The organism is Geodermatophilus sp. DSM 45219 (genome assembly GCF_900104025.1).
In the GTDB taxonomy this organism is placed as follows: Bacteria; Actinomycetota; Actinomycetes; order Mycobacteriales; family Geodermatophilaceae; genus Geodermatophilus.
On sequence record NZ_FNIQ01000001.1, the window covers coordinates 842,732 to 866,091 of the forward strand.

Here is a 23,360-nt window from a genome sequence, read left to right on the forward strand (position 1 = left end):
CGGCCGACGCGGTCAGGCGATCACCCCCCGGCCCCTCAGCTCGGCCAGGCGTTCGGCGGGGATGCCGAGCTCGTCCCCGAGGACGGCGTCGGTGTCGGCGCCCAGGCGCCGGCCGGTCCACCGGATCGAGCCCGGGGTCTCGGACAGCCGGGAGACCACGTTCTGCATCCGGACCGGACCGAGGTCCTCGTCGGGGACCTCGGTGATCATGTCGGTCGCCTGCACGTGGGGATCGGCCATCAGCTCGGCCACGTCGTACACGGGGGCGACCGCGGCCTGCGCCTCCTCGAACGCCGCGAGCACCTCGTCGCGCGTGCGGGCCGCGATCCACCCGCCCACGTACTCGTCGAGCAGGTCGGCCCGGAGCGCGCGCTCGCGACCGCTGGCGAACCAGGGCTCGCCGACGACCTCCGGGTGGCCGACCAGCCGGAGCACCCGCTCGGCGACGACGGTCGCGCTGGTCGAGACGGCGACCCAGCGGCCGTCCCCGGTGCGGTAGGTGTTCCGGGGGGCGTTGTTCCCCGACCGGTTGCCCGTGCGCCGCTGGACGTGGCCGAGCTGGTCGTACCAGGTGGGCTGCGGCCCGAGCGCCGTGACGATGGGCTCGAGGATGTTCTGGTCGATGACCTGTCCCCGGCCACCCCCCGCGTCCCGGTGGTACAGCGCCATCGTGATCGCCGACGCGAGGGCCATGCCCGCGATCCCGTCGGCCAGGCCGAAGGGCGGCAGCGTCGGCGGGCCCCCGGGCAACCCGGTGATCTCGGCGAAGCCGCTCATCGCCTCGGCCAGCGTGCCGAAGCCCGGGCGGTTCCGGTAGGGCCCGGTCTGGCCGAAGCCGGTGACCCGGGCGAGGACCAGGCCCGGACTGCGCCCGCTGAGCACGTCGTAGCCGAGTCCCCAGGACTCCAGCTTCCCCGGGCGGAAGTTCTCGACCACGACGTCGGCCGTCTCGACGAGGCGCAGGAAGACCTCGGCGCCGTCGGGGTCCCCCAGGTAGCACCCCACCGTGCGCTTGTTGCGGGACAGCACCTTCCACCACAGCGGCACGCCGTCCTTGGCCAGGCCGTGGGTGCGCAGGGCGTCGCCGAGGCCCGGGTGCTCGACCTTGATCACGTCGGCCCCGAAGTCCCCCAGGATCTGGCAGGCCAGCGGTCCGGCGAGGATCGTCGAGACGTCCAGCACGCGCAGACCGGCGAGCGGCCCGGCCGGCGGGTCGGGGGTCACCTCGGGGAACCCAGCTCGCGGACGACCGCGTCGGTGAACCCCTCCGTCCCCGCCGAGCCGCCGAGATCGCCGGTGGCCACGCCGGAGGCGAGCACGGAGTCGATCGCCCGCTCGATCGCGGTCGCGGCGCGGCCGGCGGCCGCGCCGTCGTGCCGCTCGCCCAGCCAGGCCAGCAGCATCGCCGACGAGACCATCATGCCGACCGGGTTGGCCACCCCCCGACCGGCGATGTCGGGCGCCGAGCCGTGCGCCGCCTGCGCCATCGCGTACCGGTCGCCGGCGTTCAGGCTGCCCGACGTGCCCAGCGCCCCGGCCAGCTCACCCGCGAGGTCGGACAGGGTGTCACCGAACAGGTTCTCGGTGACGACCACGTCGAAGGACCCGGGAGAGCGCACCAGTCGAGCGGCCATCGCGTCGAACAGCACGGTGTCCAGCCGGACGCCGGGGTGCTCGCGGACCGCGGCCTCGCACTCGGCCAACCAGATGCCGAACGCCAGGTGCAGCACGTTGGCCTTGTGCACCAGGGTCACGTGCCCGCGCCGCTCTCCGGCCAGCGCGAACGCCCGCCGCACCACCCGCCGCACCGCCTGGCGGCTGAACACGCCCACCACCAGCGCCAGGTCGGGCGTCGGCATGAACTCGCCGCTGCCGACGGCCATGTTGCGGTCGGCGTAGAAGCCCTCGGTGTTCTCCCGCACGATCAGCAGGTCCATCTGCGGCACCCGGCCGGCGACGCCCCGGCGGGTGCGGCTCGGGCGCAGGTTGGCGTAGAGGTCGAAGACGTGCCGCAGCTCGCCGCCCGGCGCCCGCTCGCCCGACGCCCGCCAGGAGGGCGGGTAGGACTCGTTGTCGTGCGGCCCGGCCAGCCAGCCGTCGCACTCCTCCAGCGCGGCCTTGGTGGACGCGGGCACGGCCGCCCCGTGCTCGGCCAGGGCCGCCGCCCCCATCGGCAGGTCCACCCACTCGACCGGCAGCGCTCCGGCCGCGGCGAGCGCGGCGTCGGTCACCCGCCGCGCGGCGGGCACGATCTCCGGTCCGATCCCGTCACCGAGCAGGCAGCCCAGCCGGTACGTGCGGGTCATCGATCTCCCCCGAGGTCGGGCAGGTCGCGCAGCGGCGGGCCGTCGTAGGGCGCGGTGAACGACGGCGGCAGCGGCCCCTTGATGCGGGTCCCGGCCTGCGTCTCCTCCCACGCGTGGGCCAGGACGCCGACGGAGCGGGCGAGCACGAACAGCCCGCGGGCCAGCTCGGGGGCGAAGCCCAGCTCGCAGTACAGCGCCGCGGTGACGCCGTCGACGTTCACCGGCACCGCCGTGCCGCGCCGTCCACCGAGCTGCCGCTCCACCTCCAGCAGGACGGCGAGGTGGTGACCCGGCACCACCCCGTCCTCGACCGCCGCCCGCAGCAGCCCGACCAGGGGGTCGCGGCGGGGGTCGCGGGCGTGGAAGCGGTGCCCGAAGCCCGGGACGTGGGCACGCCGCTCCCGGAGACCCGCCAGCTCCCCGGCGACGACGTCGGCCAGCCCGGCGCCGTCGCCGGCTGCCGCGCGCACCCGCACCAGCAGCTGCATGCACTGCTGGCCGGCTCCACCGTGCACGTCGCCGAGCAACCCCACGCCGGTGGCCACCGACGAGTTCAGCCCGACCCCGCAGGTCGCCGCCATCCGGGCGGCGGCGATGGACGGCGCCTGGGGCCCGTGGTCCACCGAGGCCACCAGGGCGGCTTCCAGCAACCGCGCCTGCGCGCCGGTCGGGAACTCGCCGCGCAGCAGCAGCCACGCGGTCTCGACGAACGAGACCCGGCCGATCAGCTGCTCGACCGGGTAGCCACGGAACCGGATGACGTCGGGAGCGGTCTCCGAGACCGCCGTCCGCCACCAGCCCGCGGCCTCCTCGGCTGTCCCGGTCGCAGGGCCGGTCGGTCCGCTCCCGCGGGGCGCTCCGCTCCTCGCTCCCATGCCCAGGCCGCCTCCGCGGTCGGTCCGCTCGTCGCTCGTTCCTCGCTGCGATGCTCCCTCCCTGTCGGCGGTCGCCTCGCTGCGATGCTCACGCCCCTGTCCGCTCACAGTGCCCCCTCCGCGTACAGCTCGTCGATCTCGGCGTCGGCGTAGCCCAGCCGGCGCAGCTCGTCGCGGGTGTGCTCGCCGAGCAGCGGGGGCGCGGCGGCCGGGCCGACCGCGGCGCCGTCGACGTGGACGGCGCTGCCGAGCACCCGCACCTCGTCGTCCACCCCGGGCACGGCCACGGCGTGCAGCAACCCGCGCTGGTGGACCTGCTCGAGGTCCAGGGCCTCGGGCACGGTGAGCACGGCAGCGACCGGGACGCCGCTACCGGACAGCTGCGCCACCCAGGCATCGGCACTGCGGGCGGCCAGTGTCCGTTCCAGCTCGACCCTCAGGGCGTCGCGGTGGCGCTTGCGGTCCTCGCGCGACGCGAAGCGCGGATCGGTCAGCAGGTCCGCACGGTCCATCCCGCGGGCCAGCGCCTCGAACTGCTCCTGCTTGTTGGCCGCGATGTTGAGCAGACCGTCCGCGGTGCGGAACGTGCCCGACGGCGCGGCGGTGCGGTTCTCGTTGCCCATGGGCACCGGGGCCTGCCCGGCGATCGCGTAGTCCGACACCACCCAGCCCATCGCGACCAGCGCCGACTCCAGCATGGAGACGTCCAGGTACGCGCCCTCGCCGGTCCGCTCGCGCCGGACCAGCGCCGCCGCGACGGCGAAGGCGGCCGCGAAGCCCCCGAGGGTGTCGCAGACCGGGAAGCCGGTGCGCAGGGGGGCGGTCTCCGGCGTGCCCGTCGTGCTCATCACGCCGGACAGTCCCTGGACGATCTGGTCGTAGGCAGGCAGGTCCCGCATGGGCCCGGTCTGGCCGAACCCGGAGACGGCGCAGTAGACCAGCCCCGGGCGGATCGCCCGCAGCTCCTCCCAGCCGAAACCGAGGCGCGCCAGCACGCCCGGCCGGAAGTTCTCCAGCAGGACGTCGGCCGAGGCCACCAGCCGGCCGAACACCTCCCGCCCCCGCGGGTGCTTCAGGTCCACCGTCACCGAGCGCTTGGCCGCGTTCTGCGCCAGGAACGACACGCCCAGCCCGCGGGCGGACAGCTCGGGGTCGGCGCCCAGGTGCCGCGCCAGGTCACCGGTGCCGGGCACCTCGACCTTCACCACGTCGGCGCCCATGAGGGCCAGCTGGTAGCCGGCGAACGGACCGGCCAGCACGTTGGTGAGATCGAGGACGCGCACGCCGTCCAGCAGCGGCACCGACCTCACCCCCGGCCCGGCACGCGCTGGAACGTGAAGCTGCCGGTGACCACCAGCTCGTCGCCGTCCAGCAGCCGGACCTCGGCGAACGCCGTCCGCCGCCCCTGGCGGAGCAGCCGGGCCTCGCCCACCACGGCGGTGCCCGCGGCCGGCCGCAGGAACTGCAGGTGCCCCTCGGCCAGGTGCATGCCGGCGCCGACCAGCCGACCGGCGGCCAGCGCCGCGAACCCGTAGAGAACGCCGCCCTGCACGTGCCCGCCGCGGTTCGCGTGCTCGCCGCCGACGCCGAGGACGCCGCGCACCACGCCGTCCGCCGGCGAGGACCAGGTCGCGGCCAGGAGCTCGTCGACGACGGACGTGCCGGCCGCGGCGGCGCGCTCCCCCGCCGCCGTGCACGCCTCGACGGCGGCTCGCTCGGCCGGCTCCAGGCCGGCCTCGTCGACGGGCGGGACGGGGGTGTCCTCGGGCAGCTCCCACGGGACCGGGCCGAGCCGCTGACCGGACGGCAGCGGCATGGCGGTGAACCAGCCCTCCACGGCCGCGACCAGCGTGCCCGCCGGGTCGCGCACGTCGCAGCGGGCGAAGCCGCGTTCCTCGTCGAGCTCGACGCGCTGCGCGACGGCGTCGGTGCACAGCGGGCCGCGCACGTCGGGCTCCAGGTGGTGGACGGCGAGGGTGATGGTGCCCAGCCGGTTCTGCGGGCCCAGCCGGTTGCGGATCGCCGCGCTCATCGTCAGGTCGGCCACCGTCGCCAGCGCGGTCGCCGAGATCCGCCCGCCCGGCCGGTCACCGGGCTCGACGTCGAGCGACAGCGACGCGCGGCCGCCGACCGCGCCCCGGCCCGAGATGCCGACGAAGTTGCCGAAGAAGTGCGGCCCCACGGCCCGGGTGCGCGCCACCGACTCCAGCGCCCGGTGTCGCGCAGCCTGCCCGGCCGGCCGGTCCACGACGGTGCCCTCGGTCACCGGCCGTCCCGGAACCGCGGCGCGACCTCATGGGCGAACAGCCGCATGCCGGTGAGGGCGGTCTCCAGCGGCATGCCCGGCCAGTTGGTGCGCAGGTGCACCTTGTCGACGCCCAGCTCGGCGTAGCGAGCGATCTCCCGGGCGCAGTCGTCGGGGTCACCGATGACGAACCGGTCACCGGCCAGCTCCTCGAGCGGGATCGCGAAGCTCTCGTCCCCCGGCAGCGCCTTGTCCTGGCCCCAGCTGCCGTACGCGGCGTACTTCTGGCCGAGGTAGGGGAACGCGAGGCGGACGGCGTCCTCCCGCGTCTCGGCGCAGAACACCTCGCGGCTGATCGGGAAGGTCGGCTCGCCCACGTGCCCCGCCTCACGCCAGGCGTCCACGTACAGGCCGACCTGGCGGGCCACCGTCTCGTGGGTGGCGTGCGGGTTGATGTTCCAGGGCAGCCCCCACTGCGCCGCCCGGACCACGGCGGCGTCGGCGTTGGCCGCGATCCAGATCGGCGGGTGCGGCCGCTGCACCGGCCGCAGGGTCACCGTCTGCGCGTCCAGGCGGAAGTCCAGTCCCTCCGCGGTGACGTCGTCCTCCGTCCACAGCCGGCGCAGGGTCTCCACGATGTCGCGCTGCCGCCGCACGCGGGTCTTCGGGTCGACGCCGAACGCGGCGTACTCCTCGTCGCGGTAGCCCAGCGCCAGGCAGATGCCCACCCGGCCGCCGGAGAGCACGTCGAGGCCGGCCCAGGTCTCGGCCAGCTCCACCGGGTTCTGCAGCGGCGCGACGATCGTGCTGTACATCCGCATCGACCCGGTCTCGGGGATCAGCCGGGCCAGCAGCGGCACCGGCTGGAACTGCTGGAACGGCGCGGTGAGGTAGTGCTGCCCCATGGTCAGGTGGTCGTAGCCCGCGTCGCGCACGGCGTGCACCCACTCGAGCAGCTCGGCGAACCGCTCCTGCATGTCCTGGTCCCGGGGCTGCTGGGCCAGGCCCAGCAGGTTGACGCCGAACTGCATGCGGACTCCTCCGGTGGGTGCGGGTCGGTGGCGGGTCAGACGGACGCGGCCATGCCGCCGTCCACGCCGACGGTCTGACCGGTGACGTAGGTGTTGCGCGGCGACCCGAGCAGCAGGGCGATCGGGGCGACCTCCTCGGCGGCGCCGAAACGGCCGAGCGGGATGTGCTGCGACGCGAAGGCCGCACGGGCCTCGTCGTCGGGGAAGGCGCGGTCGAGCTGGCGGCTGCGCACCCGCCCGGGCGCGACCGCGTTGACCAGGATCCCGTCGGGCGCCCACTCCCGGCTGAGCGTCTTGGCCAGCGCGGTGACGCCTGCCTTGCCGACGTTGGAGACCACGTGCCCGGCCCGCGGCTCGGACGCCGAGAGCGCGCTGAGCAGCACCACCCGGCCGGCCGTGCTCCCCCGCAGCAGCGGCAGGGCGGCCCGCATCAGGCGCACGGTGCTGCGCAGGTTGAGCTCCAGGCCGGCGTCCCAGACGCCGTCGTCCAGGTCGTCGAACCGGCCCCGGACGGCCCCGCCGGCCGCGGCCACCACGGTGTCCAGGCCACCGAGCTCCCGGACGGCGGTGTCGACGAGGGTCCGCGCGGCGTCCGGCGCCGTCAGGTCGAGCCGTACCTGCGCCGCCACCCCGTCGGGCACCGGGTGGCCCGGGTCGCGGCCGGCGGCGAGCACGCGCGCGCCCTCGGCGACGAAGGCCGCCGCGATGGCGGCGCCGAGCCCGCCGCTGGCGCCGGTGACCAGCACGCGCCGCCCGTCCAGTCCCAGGTCCACGGCCGTCAGCGCCGCTCGAACACGGGGGGACGGCGGGCGAAGAACGCGGTGAGCGCCTCGTCGTGGTCGCGGGTCGCCAGCATCTCGAGGAACCGCTCGCGCTGCAGCCGGCCGGCCACCTCCGCCGTCAGGTCGAAGGCGTGATTGGCGCAGGCCTTGGTCGCCTCGACCGACAGCGGGGCCCGGGAGGCGATCCGCTCGGCGAGCTCGAGCGCCGCCGGCAGCAGCGCATCCGGCTCGTGGACGGCGGTGACCAGCCCCCAGCGCTCGGCGGTCCCCGCGTCGTAGGCGGCACCCGTCAGCAGCATCTCCTTGGCCCGGCCCAGCCCGATGGTGCGGGGCAGCCGGTACCAGCTGAGGATCAGCCCGACGTTCACCCCGGCCGCCACGAACCGGGCCGTGCGGGCGGCCAGCCGGACGTCGCAGCACAGCGCGAACTCCAGCCCTCCGCCGGCGACGTCCCCGTTGATCGCGGCGACCACCGGGACCCGGGCCTCCTCCACGCGGCGCATCGCCGCGCTCAACCCGTGCGGGTGGTCGGCGTAGGCCTCGCGGTCCTCACGGGTCGCCAGGGTCTGCTGCACCCGCAGGTCACCGCCGGCGAGGAACGCCGTCCCGGTGCCGGTGACGACGACGCAGCGCACGCCGGTGTCGGCGTCGAGCCGGTCGAAGGCGGCGAGGAACTGCGCCCCCTGCGCCGGCCCGAAGGCGTTGCGCGGCGGGCTGTCGACGGTGAGCACGGCGACGCCGGGCGCGGGGGTGTCGATCCGGACCAGGGGGCGGTCGCTCACGGCAGCTCCGGGGCCACGGGATCGGGGCAGGACAGGACGCTGCCCTGCGCGAGCAGCCGGTCGATGCGGTCCTGGTCGTAGCCGAGCTCGCGGAGGACTTCCACCGTGTGCTCGCCCTGGAGCGGCGCGGGCCGGCGCAGGCTGCCCGGCGTCCCGCCGAGCTTGGCCGGGATGCCGAGCGTGCGGATCCGGCCCTCCACCGGGTGCTCGAGCTCCTGCACCATCCCGCGGGCCACGGTGTGCGGGTCGCACAGCGACTGCCCGTAGTCGAGGATCGGGCCGGCGGGCACGTTCGCCTCGAGCAGCGTGTCGACCCAGTCGGCCACCGTGCGACCGGCCAGCCCGGCCTCCAGCTCGGGCACCAGCTGGTCCAGGTTGCGCAGCCGGTCGGCGTTGGTCGCGAACCGGGGGTCGTGCTCCAGCTCCGGGTGGCCGAGCACCGCGCACAGGTTCCGCCAGAAGTGCGGCTTGTTCGCGGCGACGACCAGGTGGCCGTCGGCGGCGCGCAGCGCCTGGTAGGGCGCCGACCCGCGGTGCGCCGACCCCAGCGGGCCGGGCACCTCGCCGGTGGCCCACACCTGCGCGCTCTCCCACACCGACATCGACATCGCCGCGTCGAACAGCGAGGTGTCGATGTACTGGCCCTCGCCGGTGCGCGCGCGGGCGAGCAGCGCGCTCAGGATCGCGTTCGCGCCGATCAGTCCGGCGGCCAGGTCGGCGACCGGCAGCCCGGCCTTCATCGGCGGTCCGCCGGGGGCGCCGGTGACGCTCATGATCCCCGACATCCCCTGCGCGATGATGTCGTAGCCGGGGCGCTCCGCGTACGGCCCGGTCTGCCCGAAGCCGGAGATGCTGGCGTACACCAACCGCGGGTTCACCGCGCGCAACGCCGCGAAGTCGATGCCCAGCCGGGTCATCACGCCAGGGCGGTAGTTCTCCACGAAGACGTCGGCAGTGGCCACCAGGGCCAGCAGCGCCCGGCGGCCGTCGGCGTCCTTGAGGTCGACGGTGAAGCTGCGCTTGTTGCGGTTCAGCGCGAGGAACGCGGCCCCGTCCTCGCCGGTCATCGCGAACCCGAACCTGCGCGACGTGCGGTCCGGCCCCTCGACCTTGATGACGTCGGCGCCCATGTCCGCGAGCGACATCGTGCAGTACGGCCCGGCGAGCACCTGGGTCATGTCCAGGACGCGGTACCCGTCCAGCGCCGGCACGGTGCTCCCTTCGTCGTCCTGGTCGTGATCCGTACCATAGTCCACATCCTGTAGGAAACGACCGCCCGACTCGAGGAGACCCCATGGCCCGCCTGCCCGACGCCGAACCCACCGGAGAGGTCGTCGACCGGGTGCGGGCGCGTCGCGGGGGCACCCTCACCCCGCTGGACCGGATGCTGCTGCACAGCGAGCCGCTCGCCGACGGCTGGAACACCCTGCTCGGCGCCGTGCGGTCGCGCTTCGAGCTCGCCGCGGACCTGCGCGAGCTCGCCATCTGCCGCGTCGCGGTCCTCAACGACGCGGACTACGAGTGGCGGGCGCACGCCCCGCTGCTCGTGCGCGCCGGCTTCCCCGAGGAACAGCTCGACGCCCTGCGCGACGACGGCGACCTCACCGTCCTCTCCGCGACCCACCGCTGCGTGGTCGCGTACACCGACGCGATGACCCGCGCCGTCCGCGTGCCCGAGGCCCTGTTCGGGGACGTCCGGGCACTGCTCGGCGACCGGGCGACGGTGGAGCTGACCGCGACGATCGGCGCGTACAACATGGTCTCCCGCTTCCTCGTCGCCCTCGAGGTGGGCGGCGACGAGCACTGACCGGCCGGTGCGGCAGCCGCTCAGCCGGGCGGCGCGGCGGCGGCCCGCGCCATCCGCGCCGCCAGTCCGGTGTACCGCAGCGGGTCCAGGTGCCGGTCGATCGCGTCCTCGCCGAGGACGGAGCGGACGGTGACGTCGGCCTTGAGCGCGTCGGCGAACGGGGTCCCCGTCTCCGCGCAGCGCATCGAGATGTCGTAGACGAGGTCGTGGGCCTCGTGGCGCCCGACCACCTCGGCCAGCTTGAGCATGATCGACTCGGCCATGATCAGCCCTCCGGTGAGCCCGGTGTTCCGGCGCATCCGGTCGCCGTCGACGACGAGCTGGTCCAGCACCTTCCGCGAGTCGGCGGTGATGCCCCCCATGAGCATGAACATCTCCGGCAGGAACTCCCACTCGGTCTGCCACAGGGCCTTGTCGCGCTCGTGCTCCTGCATCATCGCGTCGTACCCGAGCTGCGCCTGCGCCTTGAGGATCACCGCCTTGGCGACGATCGACTCGCTGGTCGCGGGGTTGCGCTTCTGGGGCATGGTGCTGGAGCCGACCCTGCCCTCGGGGAACGCCTCCTCCAGCTCGCCGAACTCGGTCTTCTGGAGCTGGTAGACCTCCCGGCCGATGCGGCCCAGCGTGGTGCCGGCCATCGCGAGCCAGCCGGCCATCTCGGCCACCCGGTCCCGGGAGGAGTGCCAGCAGATCTCGGGCACCCCCAGCCCGAGGTCACCGAGCGCCCTCGCCTGGACCTCCAGACCCACCTCGCCCACGAACGCCATCGTCCCGACGGCGCCGTTGAGGTTGCCCACGAGGACCCGTGGCCGCAGCTGGGCGAGCCGCTGGTGGTGGCGGTCGACCTCGGCGAGCCAGGTGGCGACCTTGTAGCCGAAGGTGATCGGGAGCGCCTGCTGGCCGTGCGTGCGCCCGGGCATGACGGTCTCGGCGTGCTCCTCGGCGAGCTGTCGCAGCCGCTCGCGCACGGCGGCGAGGTCCTCGGCGATGATGTCGAGCGCGCGCCTCATCCGCAGCGCCGTGCCGGTGTCGACGATGTCCTGGGTGGTCGCGCCCCAGTGCAGGTAGCCGCGGTGCTCCTCGGAGCAGAGTTCCTGGTAGCGCCGCAGGAACGGCATCAGCGTGTGGGAGGTCGCCGCGATCCCCTCCCCGAGCGCCACCAGGTCGAAGTCGTCGACGAGACCGCGCCTGGAGATCTCCTCGGCGGCCTCGCGCGGCACCAGCCCGACGTCCGCCTGGGCGCGCGCGAGCGCGCTCTCGGCGTCGATCCACGACTGCACGACGCTGCGCGACGCGAACACCTCACGCATCCGGGGGGTGGAGTAGCTGTTGCCGAACATCTCGGAGTCGATGACGTGCCCTGGCATGGTCCGCTCCTTCGGTCGATGGACCCCTGGACGACGGGGACGCGCACCTCGAGGGGGCCGGAACGGGGACCCCCGGGACGTGGCCGGGACCGCTCCGCGCGCCCTACCTGCGCTGGTCGAACCGCCGGTCGAAGACCGACTCGGCGATCCGGTTGCGCAGCATCTCCAGCGATCCGCCGGCGATCATCCAGCCCCGCGTGCGGCGCAGGCAGTACTCGACCAGCGAGTCGGTGCTGTAGCCGAGCCCGCCCATCACCTGCAGCGCCTCGTTGGCGCACTCGAAGCCCGCGGTGTTGCAGGCCAGCTTGGCCACCGAGGTGTCGTAGGCCGAGGGCAGGCCGTCGTCGGCGTCGGTCGCGGCGCGGTACAGCAGCAGCTGTGCGGCGTCGAGCTTCACCGCCATGTCGGCGAACTTCCACTGCAGGCCCTGGAACTCGCACAGCGGCTTGCCGAACTGCTCGCGCACCAGCGCGTGGGCCCGGGCCTCCTCGTAGGCATACCGCCCCAGGGCGAGGGCGCGCGCGGAGTTGCCGATCCGCTCGACGTTGAAGCCGGAGATCTGCTTCTTGAAGCCGCCGGGGCCCAGCAGCACGTTCTCGGCCGGGATGCGGCAGTCCTCGAAGACCAGCTCGGACCACCGCTCGCCGCTCATGTACTCGTGCTCGGCGCCCACGGTGAACCCCGGCGTGCCCCGTTCCACGAGCACCGAGCCGATGTTCGACGTCCCGGGGCCGAACCGGACGTAGACCAGGTAGAGCGTCGCCTCGGGACTGTGCGTGCCGTAGATCTTCGTGCCGTTGACGACGTACTCGTCGCCGTCCCGGACGGCGGTGGTGCGCAGCTCGGTCACCGCCGAGCCGGCCTCCGACTCCGACATGCCGAGCGAGATGAGCTTCTCGCCGGACAGCAGGCCGGGCAGGAACCGTTCCTTCTGCTCCGGGGTGGCGTACTCGGCGAGCGTGCGGATGGCGCCGAAACTGCCGGCCTGCACGATGTCGGCGGCCTTCGGCGAGGCGTAGGCCACCTCCTGGATCGCGATGACGGCGTCCATGAGCGAGGCGCCCTGCCCGCCGTCCTCCTCCGTGAGCGTGAGACCCAGCAGGTGGTTCTTGCCGAGCAGCCGGGCGACGTCCCACGGGTAGCCGGGTTGGTGGGCCAGCTCCACGGCCGAGCCCTTCAGCTCCGACCGGGCGAAGTCCCGGACCGCGGCGGCGAACGCCCGCTGGTCCTCATCGAGCCGGAAGTCCATGCTCGTCCTCTCTGGGAGATCAGACATCGTGTGGGAAACGGGGGCGGGCGCGGCGCGCGACCGGGCCGTCAGGTCAGTCCTCGACCTCGAGCTTGACCTTCTCCCCCTCGGCCCCGATGAGCCGCCGGCGGAGCAGCCGCCAGAGCCCGCCGCCGAACATCACGACGAGCGCGACGACCCAGATCCCGATCGCGATCGGGCTGTCCAGGAAGTAGGAGAGGTCCCCGCGACTGAGGAACATGCCCTCGCGGAAGTGCTTCTCGATGAACGGCCCGAGGACCAGGCCGACGATGAGCGACGCCATCGCGAAGTCAAGTTTGCGCAGCGCGTAGCCGACCACGCCCATGGCCAGCAGCACCCAGACGTCGAGCATGCTGTTGCGGGTGCTGAACGCGCCCAGCACGGCGATCACCAGGATCCCGGGCATCAGCATGCTCTTCGGGACGCGCAGCAGGCTGACCCAGACCCCGACCAGCGGCAGGTTGAGGACCAGCAGCATCACGTTCGCCACGTACATCGAGGCGATGAGGCTCCAGAAGATGTCCGGGCGCTGCTCGATGAGCAGCGGGCCGGGCTGGATGCCCTGGACCACCATCGCGGCCAGCATGAGCGCGAACGTGGCCGAGAACGGCAGGCCCAGCGACAGCAGCGGGACGAGGCTGCCCACGGCCGCCCCGTTGTTCGCCGCCTCCGGGCCCGCGACCCCCTCGACGGCACCCTTCCCGAGCTCGTCGCGGTGCTTGGAGACCGACTTCTCCAGCCGGTAGGAGGCGAAGCTGGACAGCGTCGCCGACGGCCCCGGGAGCAGCCCGAAGAAGAAGCCGAGCGCCGAACCGCGTCCCCACGGCGCCCAGGCCCGCCGCCACTCCTCGCGGCTGGGCAGCAGCTCGCGGAGCTTGACGCTGCGGACCTTCGCCGCCCGGTCGGGGTCCTCGATGAGCAGGAAGATCTCCGCCAGGCCGTAGAGCCCGACCGCCACGGGCACCAGCGAGAAGCCGAGCGCCAGGTCCTGCAGGCCGAAGGTGTAGCGGAAGATCCCGGTCACCTGCTCCACCCCGACGGTGCCGAGCATGATGCCCAGCACCATCGGGAAGTAGCCGCTGGCCGGGCTGCCCCCCGCGACCCGGGCGAGCACCAGCAGGCCGCCCCCGGTCAGCGCCAGGTACTCCGCGGGCCCGAACAGCAGCGCGATGTTGGCCACCAGCGGCGACATGAGCGTCACCAGGACGATCGCGACGGTGCCCGCGATGAACGAGCCCACGGCCATGATCGACAGCGCCGGTCCCGCGCGCCCCCGGCGGGTCATCTCGTACCCGTCGATCGCCGTCACCACGGACGCCGACTCGCCGGGCATGTTCATCAGCACCGACGTCGTCGACCCGCCGTACATCGACCCGGCGTAGACACCGGCGATCATGATGAGCCCGGCAGCGGGGGGCAGCGTGAAGGTCAGCGGCAGGATCAGCGCGGCGCCGGCCACCGGGCCCAGGCCGGGCAGCACGCCGATCGCCGTCCCGGCGGCCGCGCCGACGAACGCGGCGAGCAGGAGCTCGGGGGTGAAGACCAGCTCGAGCCCGTACAGCAGCCCCTCGATCGGGTTCACAGGAACAGCCCCCCGATGACACCGGTCGGGCCGAGCAGCCCCTCGGGCAGCCGGACCCCGAGCAGCTCCATGAAGAAGGCCGAGATCGCCACACCGATGGCGGTCCCGTAGACGACGTTGCGCACCCACGAGCGCGTGCCGAGCGCGGCGAGCGCCGTGATCATGAACAGCGACGAGGCGATGTACTGGCCGAGGAACTGGTAGAGAGCGACGAACGCGACCATCGCCACCGCCATGAGCAGCACCGTGCGCCGCTTCTCTCCGGTCGGGAAGCGGATCTCCCCGCTCACCTGGTCGGTCCGCAGCGCCTCGACGATGGTCATCACGGACACGACCACCATGCCGATGCCGACGACCAGCGGGAAGACGCCGGCGCCCGGCCGGTCCTGGGTGCCGAAGGGCACGGTGGACCACGTGTACCAGCTGAACCAGAGGCCGAGCAGCAGACCGAGGCCCCCGGCGACGATCCGTCCTCGGCGCTTGCCGTCCAGGACCGACCGCGCGTCCCGCTCGCTGTCGGCCGAGCTCTGCCGGGTCATGTGTCCCTTCCTCTGGTGGGCCGGGGCCCGGTCGCGGTCCCCGGCGGGGGGACCGCGACCGGACGGTGCGCCGGATCAGGCGTCGGAGCCCTCGATCTCCTCGAAGACCGGCCGGTAGTCGTCGATCTCCGCGGCCAGCTCGTCGAGCTGGATCGGGTCGGTGACGTAGCCGTTCTCCTCCGCGAACTGCTGGAACTCCTCGGACTCCACGATCTGCTGGGAGACCTCGACGAGGGTGTCGCGGCACTCCTCGTCGAGGTTCGCCGGCGCGATCGTGTAGTACGCGGCGGGCATGGAGGCGCCCTCGAACTGCTCGCCGATCAGCGGCAGGTCGGGCAGCAGCGGGTACTCCTGGTCGTAGAAGATGCCGAGCGGCCGCAGGTCGCCGGACTCCACGAAGCCCTGCATCGACGGGTAGAAGGTGCCGATCGACTCGATCTCCCCGGAGACCGCGGCCGTCAGCGCCTCGCCGCCGCCGCCGCTGAACGGCACACGGTTGAGCTCGATGCCCGACCGGATCTCCAGCAGCTTGGCGGCGGTGTCCGGCGTCCCCCCGGCACCGGAGGTGGCGTAGCCGATCCCGTTCGGGTCGGCCTCCGCCGCGGCGAGGAACTCCTCCAGCGTCTGCCACGGGGTGTCGGCGTTGACCGCCAGCACGACCGGGATGTCCCCGAGCTTGACCAGCGGCGTGTAGTCGTCGGTGGTCTGGAAGGGCAGGTCCGGGTTGAGCGCCGGCTGGTTGGCCAGCGCGGTGTGGTTGGACAGCCCGAGCGTGTAGCAGTCCGGCTGCGCGGTGACGATGCCGGTCGTGCCGATCGTCGCGGCACCACCCTCGCGGTTCTCCACGACCACGTCGACGCCGAGCTCCTCCGACAGCTGCGAGGCGAACTGCCGACCGATCGGGTCGGTCGAGCCACCGGTGCCGTAGGGGATGATGTAGGTGATCGGCCGGTTCGGCTGCCAGGCCCCGGCCTCGCCCGCGGCGGCGTCCGTCCCGCCGCTGCCACCGTCGCTCCCGCAGGCGACCAGGGCCAGGGCACTGGCAACCGCGAAGGCGCCGTGCAGGTGGTGCTTGTTCATCATCGATCTCCTCGTCGTCGAGTGGAACGGTGTGCTGGGGGGTCCGGGACGGCCGGCTCGGCCGGGAGGGTCAGCCACCGGGGGCCCCGCGGGCCGGCGGGCGGACGTCGACCGTGACGGCCTCGGTGGTGCCGAAGGTCGGCACGAGCACCGAGTGCTTGCCGGGCCCGCCGGCCACCACGACCAGCAGGTTCTCCGGGCCGTCGAGCATCGGGACGACGCCGTCGCCCGGGACGTCCGCGAAGACGTGCGGCGCGGTGCGCCGGTAGCGGTCGAGGTTGCCCTCCGAGACCCCCGCGAGGCTCACCTGCGCCTGCGGGTGGGCGTGCACCGCCTCCTGGATCCGCCGCCGGTCGTAGCCCTCGCGGGCCAGCACCTCGGCGTGCTCCGGGCCGAGCACCAGCAGCACCTGCCCGCGCAGGTACAGGTTGTTGCTGCCGAGGCTGGCCACGGTGCCGGCGATGGTGGTGAGGATCCCGGCGGCGTCGGTGCTGCCGTGGTCGTTGACGTTGTGCGGCCCCTCGCCGCCCAGGACGGTCACCGCGCCCGCCGGCCCGCCGCCGCGCGCCTGGTGGAAGGTCTCGAAGGGGGACGCGGCGGCGTTCTCCGCGATGCAGTAGGCGTACTTGCCCGGCGTGCCGTGGGTGGCGCGGTCGGTCTCCCCGGGCCGGGCCTCGCCGACGTTCTGCAGGACCAGCCGCAGGGCGCGGCCGACCCCGGCGTTGGCCCGGTTGCCCTGCCCGAACACGTTGGGGCCCCCGTTGAAGCCGAGCTCGGCGGCCACCGGTCCGTGCACGACGACCAGCGGGGTCACCGGGTGCGTGGTCGTGGTGAGCGCCTGCAGGTTGAACCGGGGTTCCAGCACCGCCTGCACCGCGGCGACGACGACCGGCAGGAGCTCGGGCGGGCACCCGGCCATGACGGCGTTCGCCGCCACCGCGGCGACCGTCGCGCCGCGGTCGGACGGCGGCACCAGGCCGAGCACCTCGCCGGCGTCGCGACCGGTGGCGGCGACCGCACGGGCCACCAGCTCCTCGGTCGGCGGCACCAGCGGCAGCCCGTCGCTCCAGCGCCGTCCCTCGGCGAAGGCGAGGAACCCCAGCACGTCGCACGGGGCGTCGTGCACCGTCGCGGTCGGCGCGGTCGTCACCTCCGCGGGGGTGGACAGCAGCGCCTCGGCCACCCGGTCCACCGCCGCGGCCAGGGCGTCGTCGAGCTGCCCGGGCTCCACCCCGCCGATCGGGTGCGGGATGGTCGCCACCGCGAGCGACTCCAGCCCCTCCTGGCGCGCGACGGCGCGCGCGAGGGGCAGGAACGAGTCGGTGGCGATCATGACCGTCGGGATCCCTCGCCGTTCCAGCTCAGCGGAGTCGTGGACACTCCACGACGTGCAGGAGCCCTAGTCACCGACGCCCACGATCGCGGCGTCGAAGTTGCGGAACCGGTCGAGGACCTCGGCCTCGAACGGACGCGAGGAGTTGGGCTTCTCCGCCGCCACCGGCGGCTGCGCGCCGAACCGGTCGGCCAGGTGGCGGCCGAGCTGCCCGACGACGTGCGCCGCGTTGGGCTTGCCGTTGTCGAGGACGGCGATCCGCGCCCCGGCCAGCGAGGACACCCGCGGCGACGTGGTGAGCCGCTGGGTCGGGGGCTCGGTCCCCGACGGGTCGGTGATCCGGACGTCCATGCCTGGTGGGTCCTCCGCTCGACGGTCGACGGGCGGGCCGGGGAGCGGCCTCGCTCGCATGCCTCTGGCAGCGCGGCGTGGACACTATATAATGTATGTGATGCGGACAACACGCGTCACGAAGTCGTGATCTGCGCTCTCCCGGCACCGGTCCGGGAGGGACGAGCGGCAGGGAGGTCGGCGGTGCCGAGGGACGTCTGCACGGCTCAGCACGCGTGCGGCCTGGGCGTTCGGCCCCCGGCCGGCTCCGCGGTGGCGGTGCGTCGTCCCCTCCGGCACCGGTTCGGACCCCGGGTCGGGCAGTCCGGCCCGTATCGTCTATACGGTGCCGACGCCTGCTCTGGACGTCGGTCCAGGACGGGCGGGTCGCCGGCCGCGGCGCCGTCCCTGCGGAGTCCGTCGGGGGGCGACCGCGTGGCAACTCGCACGACGACGAGGACGGTGCCGGCATGACCGAGGCCCAGAGCTCCCAGGGCGGGGCGGCGCAGGGGCTCACCGGCCCCCCGCTCAGCAAGACCGAGTACGTGCTCCAGCGGCTGCGCGAGGACATCGCCAGCGGCGTGGTCGTGCCCGGGACGTCACTGCGCCAGAGCGAGATCGCCGCCCGGTACGGCGTCAGCGCCACCCCCGTCCGCGAGGCGCTGCGCCTGCTCGAGGCCGGCGGGAGCATCAGCTATGCCCCGCACCGGGGGGCCACGGTCCGCGAGCTGTCGCCGGAGCGGGTGCGCGACGTCTACCTGCTGCGCGCCGAGATCGAGGGCCTGGCCACCGCGGTGGCCTGCGAGCGGATGACCGACGAGCAGTTCGCCAGGATCGAGGCGGTCCACGAGGAGATCCGTGCGCACCGCGGAGGGGACGGCGAGGAGCTCGCCGTCCTGAACCGCCGGCTGCACTTCACGATCTACCACGCCGGGTCCGAGCTGATCGCCTCGCACGCGTCCAGCCTGTGGTCGCTGTTCCCGCCCCGGGTCACCATCTGGGCCGTGCCGGACGCCGCGGCGGCCCTGGCGGCCGACCACGACGGGATCATCGAGGCGCTGCGCGCCCGCGACGCGAAGCTGGCGCAGAACCGCGCGCGTGACCACGTGCTGCACGCCGCCGACCTGCGCGAGCACCTGTGACCGCACCACCCGACCCCACCCAGGAGGAGCACATGTCGGCTCAGGCCGAGGCCGAGCAGGAACTGAACGCCATGCTCGACGAGGGCGTGACCGCGCAGCTGGTCGACGTCGACGCGGGCGTGTACGAGCTGCGGCTGGCGATGGACGAGAGCGCGTGCGCCGACTGCCTGGTGCCCGACCCCACGCTGGTCTCGATCGCGACCGACGCGCTCCAGCGGCGCGGGGTGCCGGTCGCCTCGATGTCGGTGCTCCGCCCCGCCGCGCACGCCTGACCGCCCGCGGGCTCAGCCCGGCGACGGCGGCGCTGCCCGCCGGGACACCAGCGCCGCCGTGCCGAGCACCGCGCACGACAGCCACCACGCGCCGGCCGCGCCCGCGGACGCCGCGATCACCCCGGCGAGGCCGGGCACGGCCACCTGACCGATCCGGTTGGCCACCATCCGCAGGGCCAGCACGCTGCTGCGCGCGTTGTCCGGGACGGCGAGCGCCAGCACGCTCATGGTCAGCGGCTGGCCCACGCCCAGCAGGAAGCCGCCGACGGCCAGCGCCGCGGCCATGCCCCCCACCCCGATGCCGCCGATCGGCACGACGGCGAGCGCCACGGCCGACCCGGCGGCGCTGAGCACGATGAGCTGCTCCCGCGAGCGCCACCGCAGCATGACGCCCAGCAGCAGCCGCGAGGAGATGGTGGCCGCCGAGCGCAACGCCAGCAGCAGGCCGACGAGGGCCGGCGAGATCCCCCGCCGCTCGCCGATCAGCGGCAGGTAGGCGGTGAGGACGTCGACCGTCGACAGCAGCGCCAGGCTGGCGTACATGCCCGCGCCGACCCCGCGGTGCCGCAGCAGCTGCGCGGTCGTCTCGGTCGGCTCCCGCTCCTCCCCCGCTGCGCGGCGCGGTGCGCGGGGGGTGCGCAGCCCGATCAGGACGACGAGGAGGAGCGGGAGCAGCCCGATGGCCGCGGCCACCCAGAAGGCGCTGCGGCTCGCCGCGATCAGCTCGGCGCCGCTGGCGTCGCCGAGCAGCGCCCCGACCAGCAGCGGCCCGACCAGCTGCCCGACCGCCACGGCGGCGGTGAACAGGCCGAAGAAGCGGTCCAGCCGCTCGTCGCCCGACCAGCGCGCGACGATCCCCTGGCCCGAGAACATGAAGACCAGCTGGCCGAGGCCGAGCACCGCGCTGCTCGCCGCCAGCGCGACCAGGCTCCCGGTGGTGGACATCAGCAGCACGCCGCCGGAGGAGAGCAGCAGCCCGAGGCCGAGCAGGGTGGCCAGGCCGCGCAACCGGTCGGTGAGCCGGCCCAGCGGCAGGGCCACCACGAGCGGCAGCACGGCGAAGCCGGCCGTCACCAGGCCGACGGCGAGCGCGTCGCCGCCGAGCCCGATGACCCGGTAGGTGACCAGCGGCCGGCTCAGGTTCAGGGCGGTCTGGGCGAGCACGGTGACCACCAGCAGGGGTGGCAGCCAGCGCGGGAAGCGGCTCCGGCTCACCTGCCCGTCCCCGGTCGCCACTGCCGGGTTCCCACCGCGTCGCCTCCTCCGCTGCCCTGCCCGCGTACCGGTCCGGGAGCGGCGTCAGGTGACGAGGAACTCGCCGCCGTTCACGTGCACGGCCTGGCCGGTGATGTACTCGCCCTCGGCGACCAGGAAGCGGACGGTCGTGGCGATGTCCTCCACCGAGCCCGCGTGGCGGACGGGGATGCCCTTGGCGCGCTCCTCGTAGGAGAGCGTCGGGTACCACTCCTTGGGCCGGGTGGTGTGGATCAGGCCCGGGACGACGGTGTTCACGGTGATCCCGGAGGGCCCGAACTCCAGCGCGAGGGCCTTGGTGAAGCCGTGGATGCCGGCCTTGACGGTCACCCCGTGGGCCCGGTTGAGGATGCCGGAGAAGCCGTCGCGGCCGGAGATGTTGATGATCCGGCCCCAGCCGGCCTCGACCATGCCGGGGATGGCCGCCTGCGCGCAGTGGAACGCGCCGGTGAGGCCGATGCCGAGCACCCAGTTCCAGTCCTCCGGCGTGATCTCCAGGAAGGGCTGGTGCGGCCGGACCGCGGCGTTGTTGACCAGGATCTGCACCGGGCCGAGCTCGGCGGTGCCCTGCTCGAAGACGCGCCGGACGTCCTCGACCTGCGAGACGTCCCCGGCCACGACCGTCGCCTTGGCGCCGAGCGCCCGCACCTCGTCGGCGGTCTCCTCGCCCTCGGCCAGGTTCTGCCGCACGTTGACGATCACGTCCGCCCCCGCGGTGGCGAGCTGCCGGGCCATGGCCCGGCCGATGTTGCGCCCGGCTCCGGTGATCAGCGCCGTCCGGCCCTCGAGCGGCCTGCTGGTGTCTGCCATCGATCCTCCTCGCACGTTGGTGGCCGTGGCCTGCGGCATGGCGCGGGCACGGCCGGTTCCCCGACCCGTGGACACCGGTCGGACGTCGGTCCGGGGTGGTCCGGCCGGGCGGCCGGGCACCCCGCCGTTCAGCGCGCCTTGACCGCCAGCACGGGGACCGTGGCGTCGAGCAGCACCCGCTGCGCGTTGCTGCCCATGATCAGCTTGCCGACGGCGCTGCGCTGCCGGATGCCGATGACCAGCACGGAGGCGGCGACCTCCTCCGCCACCGTCACCAGGTGCTCGCTGGGGCTGCGCTGGGACCCGAGCTGCCGCAGCTCGTACTCGACGCCCCCGGCCGCCGCGACCTCCCGCAGCGCCTCGACGTCCTCCTCGCCGGCCCGCTTGGGGTCGGCGAACCCGTCGGAGCCGGCCGAGTTCACCACCACCAGCCGGGTGCCGCGCAGGCGCGCCTCGGCGACGGCGTGCTCGAGGGCCGCGCGGCCCTGCGCGGTGGGCACGAAGCCCACCACGACGGGACCGGTGGTTCCGGGCGGGGTGGACGCTGGCTCGGTCATCTGCGGCTCCTGGTGAGGCGGCCCGGCGCGGGCCGGGTGGACGAGGGGACCCACCGGCCGGCTCAGGCGCCGGCGGGCGGGCGGGGGGTCAGCGGTCCGGCTCGGCCGCCCGGCGGTCGAGCCGGCGGCGGACGGCGAGCAGCCGGGCGTTGAGGAGCGTGGCGATGCCCAGGACGAGCAGCCCGTGGACGGCCTGCCCGGCGACGAGCAGGACACCGCTGATCAGCAGCAGCGCCACGAGGATCCCGGAGAGGACCGCCATGCGGGAGCGCCGTGGCGAGCCGGTGCCCGCTCCCGGGGCGCTCACCGGGCCCGCCACTGCGGCGCCCGCTTCTCGGCGAAGGCCCGCACGCCCTCGACCCGGTCCTCGCTGGAGTACGGGTCGGGCCGGACGTCGAGCCGGAGGGCGGCGGCCGGTGCCTGGTGCAGGCCCGCCTGGATGACCGCCTTGTACCGGCGGATGGTCAACGGGGCGTTGGCCAGGAGCATGCGCACGTACTCCTCGGCGGTGGCCGCGAGCTCGGCTGCGGGCACCACCCGGTTGACCAGGCCCCACCGTTCGGCCTCGTGGGCGGAGACCGTGCGGCCGCTGTAGAGCATGTCGTAGGCGATCCCCAGCGGGACCAGCCGCGGCAGCATGACCGAGCCGAAGTTCGCGCCCATCCCGCGCAGCGCCTCGGGGAGGGCCAGCTGTGCGTGCTCGGCGGCCAGCCGGACGTCGCAGGCCATCGCCAGCTCCAGCCCGCCCCCCATGGCCCAGCCGTTGAGCGCGGCGACGGTGGGCTTGCGGCACTCGTGGACGACCTCGAACGGGTTGCGCTGCAGCTGCCGCATGGGGGACGGCGGAGCCGCGCCGGCGGCGTCGCGGCCGGCCAGCTCCTTGAGGTCCCGCCCGGCGGAGAAGGCCTGGTCGCCGGCGCCGGTGACCAGCACCGCCCACACGTCGTCGTCGGCGTCGAACCGGACGAAGGTCTCGACCAGGCCGGCCATGACCTCCGCGCCGAGCGCGTTGCGCCGCTCCGGCCGGTCGATCGTCACGTAGCCCACGCGGTCGCGGACCTCGACCCGCAGCCCCTCGGTCACGTGCCCGCCTCCGCCGCCCGGGCCGGCGCGTCCAGGGCCAGGGCCTCGCTGGGGTTGTGGACGGTCATCGCCTCGATGTCGGCCTGGCTGAACCCGCGGTCCCGCATCGCGTCGACGTACTGCTGCAGGCCGACCACCGGCGAGACGTTGTGCGCCTGGCCGAAGTCGGTGGCCATGACGGTGCTGTCGACGCCGACCGTGCGGATCGCCTCGGCGATGCTCTGCAGCGGCACCTCGTCGCTGGTGGGCAGGGTGACCGCGAAGACCCGCTCGAACCAGACGCCCCCGAGCCCGGCCAGCTCCAGCTGGTCGTCGAGGCCCAGGCCGACGCAGGAGTGCTCCGGGTGGGTGACCAGCACGTTCGGCACGCCGCGCCGGCGGGCCTCGGGCACCACCTGCATGATCTCGGCCGGCCCGATGTGCCCGGTCGCCAGCGTGGCGCCGGCCGCGGCGACGAGGTCGAGCACGCGGCAGACGTCGGCGGTGGGGCGCCCCTCGTCGTCGAGCACGCTCAGGCCCGGCCCCTCGATCCTGCCCAGCCGCTGCAGGTTGCCGCTGGTGATGCCCTTCTCCGCCGCGTGCCGGACCTGGTTGGCCGCGGTGATCGTCGGCATCCAGATGACCCGGCCGCCGAGCCGGAGCGCGGTGTCCACCGCGTGCGGGTTGATGCCGCCGGTGGCCTGCACGTTGAGCACCGCCCCGCCGAGGATCTGCGCGTCCACGGCGTGCTCCTGGGCCATCGTGGCCCGCGCCGCGGTGACCGTGTGGTGGCTCTTGAGCACCACCGCGCGGTAGCCGGCCGCGTCGACCGCGGCGGCCAGCTGCGAGTCGGTCATCAACCGCGGGATCACGTCGGGCGCCGTGTGCACGTGGGTGTCCACGAGCCCGGTCGGCAGCCTCCGGTTCATCGGCG

General features: G+C 74.3%; 25 protein-coding genes. 3 read left to right on the forward strand and 22 right to left on the reverse strand.

The features are described 5' to 3' along the window. Positions 1-12 precede the first annotated feature (12 nt). From BLR12_RS04100 to BLR12_RS04140, 9 genes are all read right to left on the reverse strand, one after another. Positions 13-1,224: a CaiB/BaiF CoA transferase family protein gene (locus BLR12_RS04100; RefSeq protein WP_091373718.1), complete on the reverse strand. Its 1,212-nt coding sequence runs from the start codon at positions 1,222-1,224 to the stop codon at positions 13-15. Beyond that, entirely contained in the window at positions 1,221-2,306 is a 1,086-nt protein-coding gene (locus tag BLR12_RS04105; RefSeq protein ID WP_091373720.1) for an isocitrate/isopropylmalate dehydrogenase family protein, read from the reverse strand. Before BLR12_RS04105 ends, BLR12_RS04100 begins: the two co-directional genes overlap by 4 nt. Continuing rightward, on the reverse strand, positions 2,303-3,181 hold the full coding sequence (locus BLR12_RS04110; protein ID WP_091373723.1) for a citryl-CoA lyase: 879 nt from the start codon (positions 3,179-3,181) through the stop codon (positions 2,303-2,305). Before BLR12_RS04110 ends, BLR12_RS04105 begins: the two co-directional genes overlap by 4 nt. Before the next feature lie 104 nt (positions 3,182-3,285). Then, complete coding sequence (locus BLR12_RS04115) at positions 3,286-4,482, reverse strand: CaiB/BaiF CoA transferase family protein (RefSeq protein WP_091373726.1); 1,197 nt, start codon at positions 4,480-4,482, stop codon at positions 3,286-3,288. A gap of 5 nt (positions 4,483-4,487) precedes the next feature. Further along, on the reverse strand, positions 4,488-5,447 hold the full coding sequence (locus BLR12_RS04120) for an acyl-CoA thioesterase domain-containing protein (RefSeq protein WP_091373728.1): 960 nt from the start codon (positions 5,445-5,447) through the stop codon (positions 4,488-4,490). Next, entirely contained in the window at positions 5,444-6,457 is a 1,014-nt protein-coding gene (locus BLR12_RS04125) for an LLM class flavin-dependent oxidoreductase (protein WP_091373731.1), read from the reverse strand. The genes BLR12_RS04120 and BLR12_RS04125 overlap by 4 nt, the downstream gene beginning before the upstream one ends. A gap of 35 nt (positions 6,458-6,492) precedes the next feature. Further along, a complete protein-coding gene (locus BLR12_RS04130; RefSeq protein ID WP_091373734.1) occupies positions 6,493-7,230 on the reverse strand; it encodes an SDR family NAD(P)-dependent oxidoreductase in 738 nt (245 codons plus the stop codon). 5 nt (positions 7,231-7,235) lie between these two features. Continuing rightward, positions 7,236-8,021, reverse strand: coding sequence for an enoyl-CoA hydratase/isomerase family protein (locus BLR12_RS04135; protein WP_091373736.1), 786 nt, complete (start codon positions 8,019-8,021; stop codon positions 7,236-7,238). Next, on the reverse strand, positions 8,018-9,277 hold the full coding sequence (locus tag BLR12_RS04140; RefSeq protein ID WP_218120532.1) for a CaiB/BaiF CoA transferase family protein: 1,260 nt from the start codon (positions 9,275-9,277) through the stop codon (positions 8,018-8,020). The genes BLR12_RS04135 and BLR12_RS04140 overlap by 4 nt, the downstream gene beginning before the upstream one ends. Before the next feature lie 38 nt (positions 9,278-9,315). Between BLR12_RS04140 and BLR12_RS04145 the strand changes: the two genes are divergently transcribed. Beyond that, entirely contained in the window at positions 9,316-9,828 is a 513-nt protein-coding gene (locus BLR12_RS04145) for a carboxymuconolactone decarboxylase family protein (RefSeq protein WP_091373742.1), read from the forward strand. A 20-nt stretch (positions 9,829-9,848) separates the two neighbouring features. On the opposite strand, the gene BLR12_RS04150 is transcribed toward BLR12_RS04145, so the two are convergent. The 7 genes from BLR12_RS04150 to BLR12_RS04180 form a co-directional block, all read right to left on the reverse strand. Next, positions 9,849-11,195: a class-II fumarase/aspartase family protein gene (locus BLR12_RS04150; RefSeq protein ID WP_091373746.1), complete on the reverse strand. Its 1,347-nt coding sequence runs from the start codon at positions 11,193-11,195 to the stop codon at positions 9,849-9,851. 103 nt (positions 11,196-11,298) lie between these two features. Beyond that, the gene (locus BLR12_RS04155; protein WP_091373749.1) at positions 11,299-12,444 is read right to left on the reverse strand and encodes an acyl-CoA dehydrogenase family protein; all 1,146 of its coding nucleotides are present in this window, start codon (positions 12,442-12,444) and stop codon (positions 11,299-11,301) included. A gap of 73 nt (positions 12,445-12,517) precedes the next feature. Continuing rightward, on the reverse strand, positions 12,518-14,047 hold the full coding sequence (locus BLR12_RS04160) for a tripartite tricarboxylate transporter permease (RefSeq protein ID WP_091373752.1): 1,530 nt from the start codon (positions 14,045-14,047) through the stop codon (positions 12,518-12,520). Further along, entirely contained in the window at positions 14,044-14,586 is a 543-nt protein-coding gene (locus tag BLR12_RS04165) for a tripartite tricarboxylate transporter TctB family protein (RefSeq protein ID WP_091373754.1), read from the reverse strand. The genes BLR12_RS04160 and BLR12_RS04165 overlap by 4 nt, the downstream gene beginning before the upstream one ends. 75 nt (positions 14,587-14,661) lie before the next feature. Next, positions 14,662-15,666 carry a Bug family tripartite tricarboxylate transporter substrate binding protein gene (locus tag BLR12_RS04170; RefSeq protein WP_176832331.1) on the reverse strand — a complete coding sequence of 335 codons (1,005 nt, stop codon included), beginning with the start codon at positions 15,664-15,666 and terminating at the stop codon, positions 14,662-14,664. A 70-nt stretch (positions 15,667-15,736) separates the two neighbouring features. After that, positions 15,737-16,999 (reverse strand): UGSC family (seleno)protein, encoded by a 1,263-nt coding sequence (locus BLR12_RS04175; RefSeq protein WP_255363274.1) that lies wholly within the window; start codon positions 16,997-16,999, stop codon positions 15,737-15,739. 66 nt (positions 17,000-17,065) lie between these two features. Further along, a complete protein-coding gene (locus BLR12_RS04180) occupies positions 17,066-17,350 on the reverse strand; it encodes a UGSC family (seleno)protein (RefSeq protein WP_091373758.1) in 285 nt (94 codons plus the stop codon). 449 nt (positions 17,351-17,799) lie between these two features. Here BLR12_RS04180 and BLR12_RS04185 point away from each other — a divergent pair, with 449 nt between their 5' ends. Together BLR12_RS04185 and BLR12_RS04190 are read left to right on the forward strand one after the other, a co-directional pair. Further along, a complete protein-coding gene (locus tag BLR12_RS04185; RefSeq protein WP_091373761.1) occupies positions 17,800-18,471 on the forward strand; it encodes a GntR family transcriptional regulator in 672 nt (223 codons plus the stop codon). 32 nt (positions 18,472-18,503) lie between these two features. After that, on the forward strand, positions 18,504-18,743 hold the full coding sequence (locus BLR12_RS04190) for a hypothetical protein (protein WP_091373764.1): 240 nt from the start codon (positions 18,504-18,506) through the stop codon (positions 18,741-18,743). 12 nt (positions 18,744-18,755) lie between these two features. On the opposite strand, the gene BLR12_RS04195 is transcribed toward BLR12_RS04190, so the two are convergent. The 6 genes from BLR12_RS04195 to BLR12_RS04215 form a co-directional block, all read right to left on the reverse strand. After that, on the reverse strand, positions 18,756-19,958 hold the full coding sequence (locus tag BLR12_RS04195) for an MFS transporter (RefSeq protein ID WP_218120533.1): 1,203 nt from the start codon (positions 19,956-19,958) through the stop codon (positions 18,756-18,758). 84 nt (positions 19,959-20,042) lie between these two features. Further along, positions 20,043-20,807 carry an SDR family NAD(P)-dependent oxidoreductase gene (locus BLR12_RS04200; protein ID WP_176832332.1) on the reverse strand — a complete coding sequence of 255 codons (765 nt, stop codon included), beginning with the start codon at positions 20,805-20,807 and terminating at the stop codon, positions 20,043-20,045. A gap of 128 nt (positions 20,808-20,935) precedes the next feature. Then, entirely contained in the window at positions 20,936-21,364 is a 429-nt protein-coding gene (locus BLR12_RS04205) for a universal stress protein (protein ID WP_091373771.1), read from the reverse strand. An 88-nt stretch (positions 21,365-21,452) separates the two neighbouring features. Then, positions 21,453-21,671, reverse strand: a complete 219-nt coding sequence (locus tag BLR12_RS23900) for a hypothetical protein (protein WP_143018693.1) — start codon at positions 21,669-21,671, stop codon at positions 21,453-21,455. After that, entirely contained in the window at positions 21,668-22,447 is a 780-nt protein-coding gene (locus BLR12_RS04210; protein ID WP_091373775.1) for an enoyl-CoA hydratase/isomerase family protein, read from the reverse strand. The genes BLR12_RS23900 and BLR12_RS04210 overlap by 4 nt, the downstream gene beginning before the upstream one ends. Further along, positions 22,444-23,355, reverse strand: coding sequence for a DUF6282 family protein (locus BLR12_RS04215; RefSeq protein ID WP_091373778.1), 912 nt, complete (start codon positions 23,353-23,355; stop codon positions 22,444-22,446). Before BLR12_RS04215 ends, BLR12_RS04210 begins: the two co-directional genes overlap by 4 nt. Between the last annotated feature and the right edge of the window lie 5 nt (positions 23,356-23,360).

What these genes read in the sequence shown, in the direction of transcription:
- BLR12_RS04165 (WP_091373754.1), bottom strand. Translation starts at nt 14,586, where the DNA reads ATGACCCGGCAGAGCTCGGCCGACAGCGAGCGGGACGCGCGGTCGGTC.
- BLR12_RS04190 (WP_091373764.1), top strand. Translation starts at nt 18,504, where the DNA reads ATGTCGGCTCAGGCCGAGGCCGAGCAGGAACTGAACGCCATGCTCGAC.
- BLR12_RS04125 (WP_091373731.1), bottom strand. Translation starts at nt 6,457, where the DNA reads ATGCAGTTCGGCGTCAACCTGCTGGGCCTGGCCCAGCAGCCCCGGGAC.
- BLR12_RS04145 (WP_091373742.1), top strand. Translation starts at nt 9,316, where the DNA reads ATGGCCCGCCTGCCCGACGCCGAACCCACCGGAGAGGTCGTCGACCGG.
- BLR12_RS04155 (WP_091373749.1), bottom strand. Translation starts at nt 12,444, where the DNA reads ATGGACTTCCGGCTCGATGAGGACCAGCGGGCGTTCGCCGCCGCGGTC.
- BLR12_RS04150 (WP_091373746.1), bottom strand. Translation starts at nt 11,195, where the DNA reads ATGCCAGGGCACGTCATCGACTCCGAGATGTTCGGCAACAGCTACTCC.
- BLR12_RS04185 (WP_091373761.1), top strand. Translation starts at nt 17,800, where the DNA reads ATGACCGAGGCCCAGAGCTCCCAGGGCGGGGCGGCGCAGGGGCTCACC.
- BLR12_RS04205 (WP_091373771.1), bottom strand. Translation starts at nt 21,364, where the DNA reads ATGACCGAGCCAGCGTCCACCCCGCCCGGAACCACCGGTCCCGTCGTG.
- BLR12_RS04105 (WP_091373720.1), bottom strand. Translation starts at nt 2,306, where the DNA reads ATGACCCGCACGTACCGGCTGGGCTGCCTGCTCGGTGACGGGATCGGA.
- BLR12_RS04170 (WP_176832331.1), bottom strand. Translation starts at nt 15,666, where the DNA reads ATGAACAAGCACCACCTGCACGGCGCCTTCGCGGTTGCCAGTGCCCTG.
- BLR12_RS04175 (WP_255363274.1), bottom strand. Translation starts at nt 16,999, where the DNA reads ATGATCGCCACCGACTCGTTCCTGCCCCTCGCGCGCGCCGTCGCGCGC.
- BLR12_RS04200 (WP_176832332.1), bottom strand. Translation starts at nt 20,807, where the DNA reads ATGGCAGACACCAGCAGGCCGCTCGAGGGCCGGACGGCGCTGATCACC.
- BLR12_RS04180 (WP_091373758.1), bottom strand. Translation starts at nt 17,350, where the DNA reads ATGGACGTCCGGATCACCGACCCGTCGGGGACCGAGCCCCCGACCCAG.
- BLR12_RS04110 (WP_091373723.1), bottom strand. Translation starts at nt 3,181, where the DNA reads ATGGGAGCGAGGAGCGGAGCGCCCCGCGGGAGCGGACCGACCGGCCCT.
- BLR12_RS04215 (WP_091373778.1), bottom strand. Translation starts at nt 23,355, where the DNA reads ATGAACCGGAGGCTGCCGACCGGGCTCGTGGACACCCACGTGCACACG.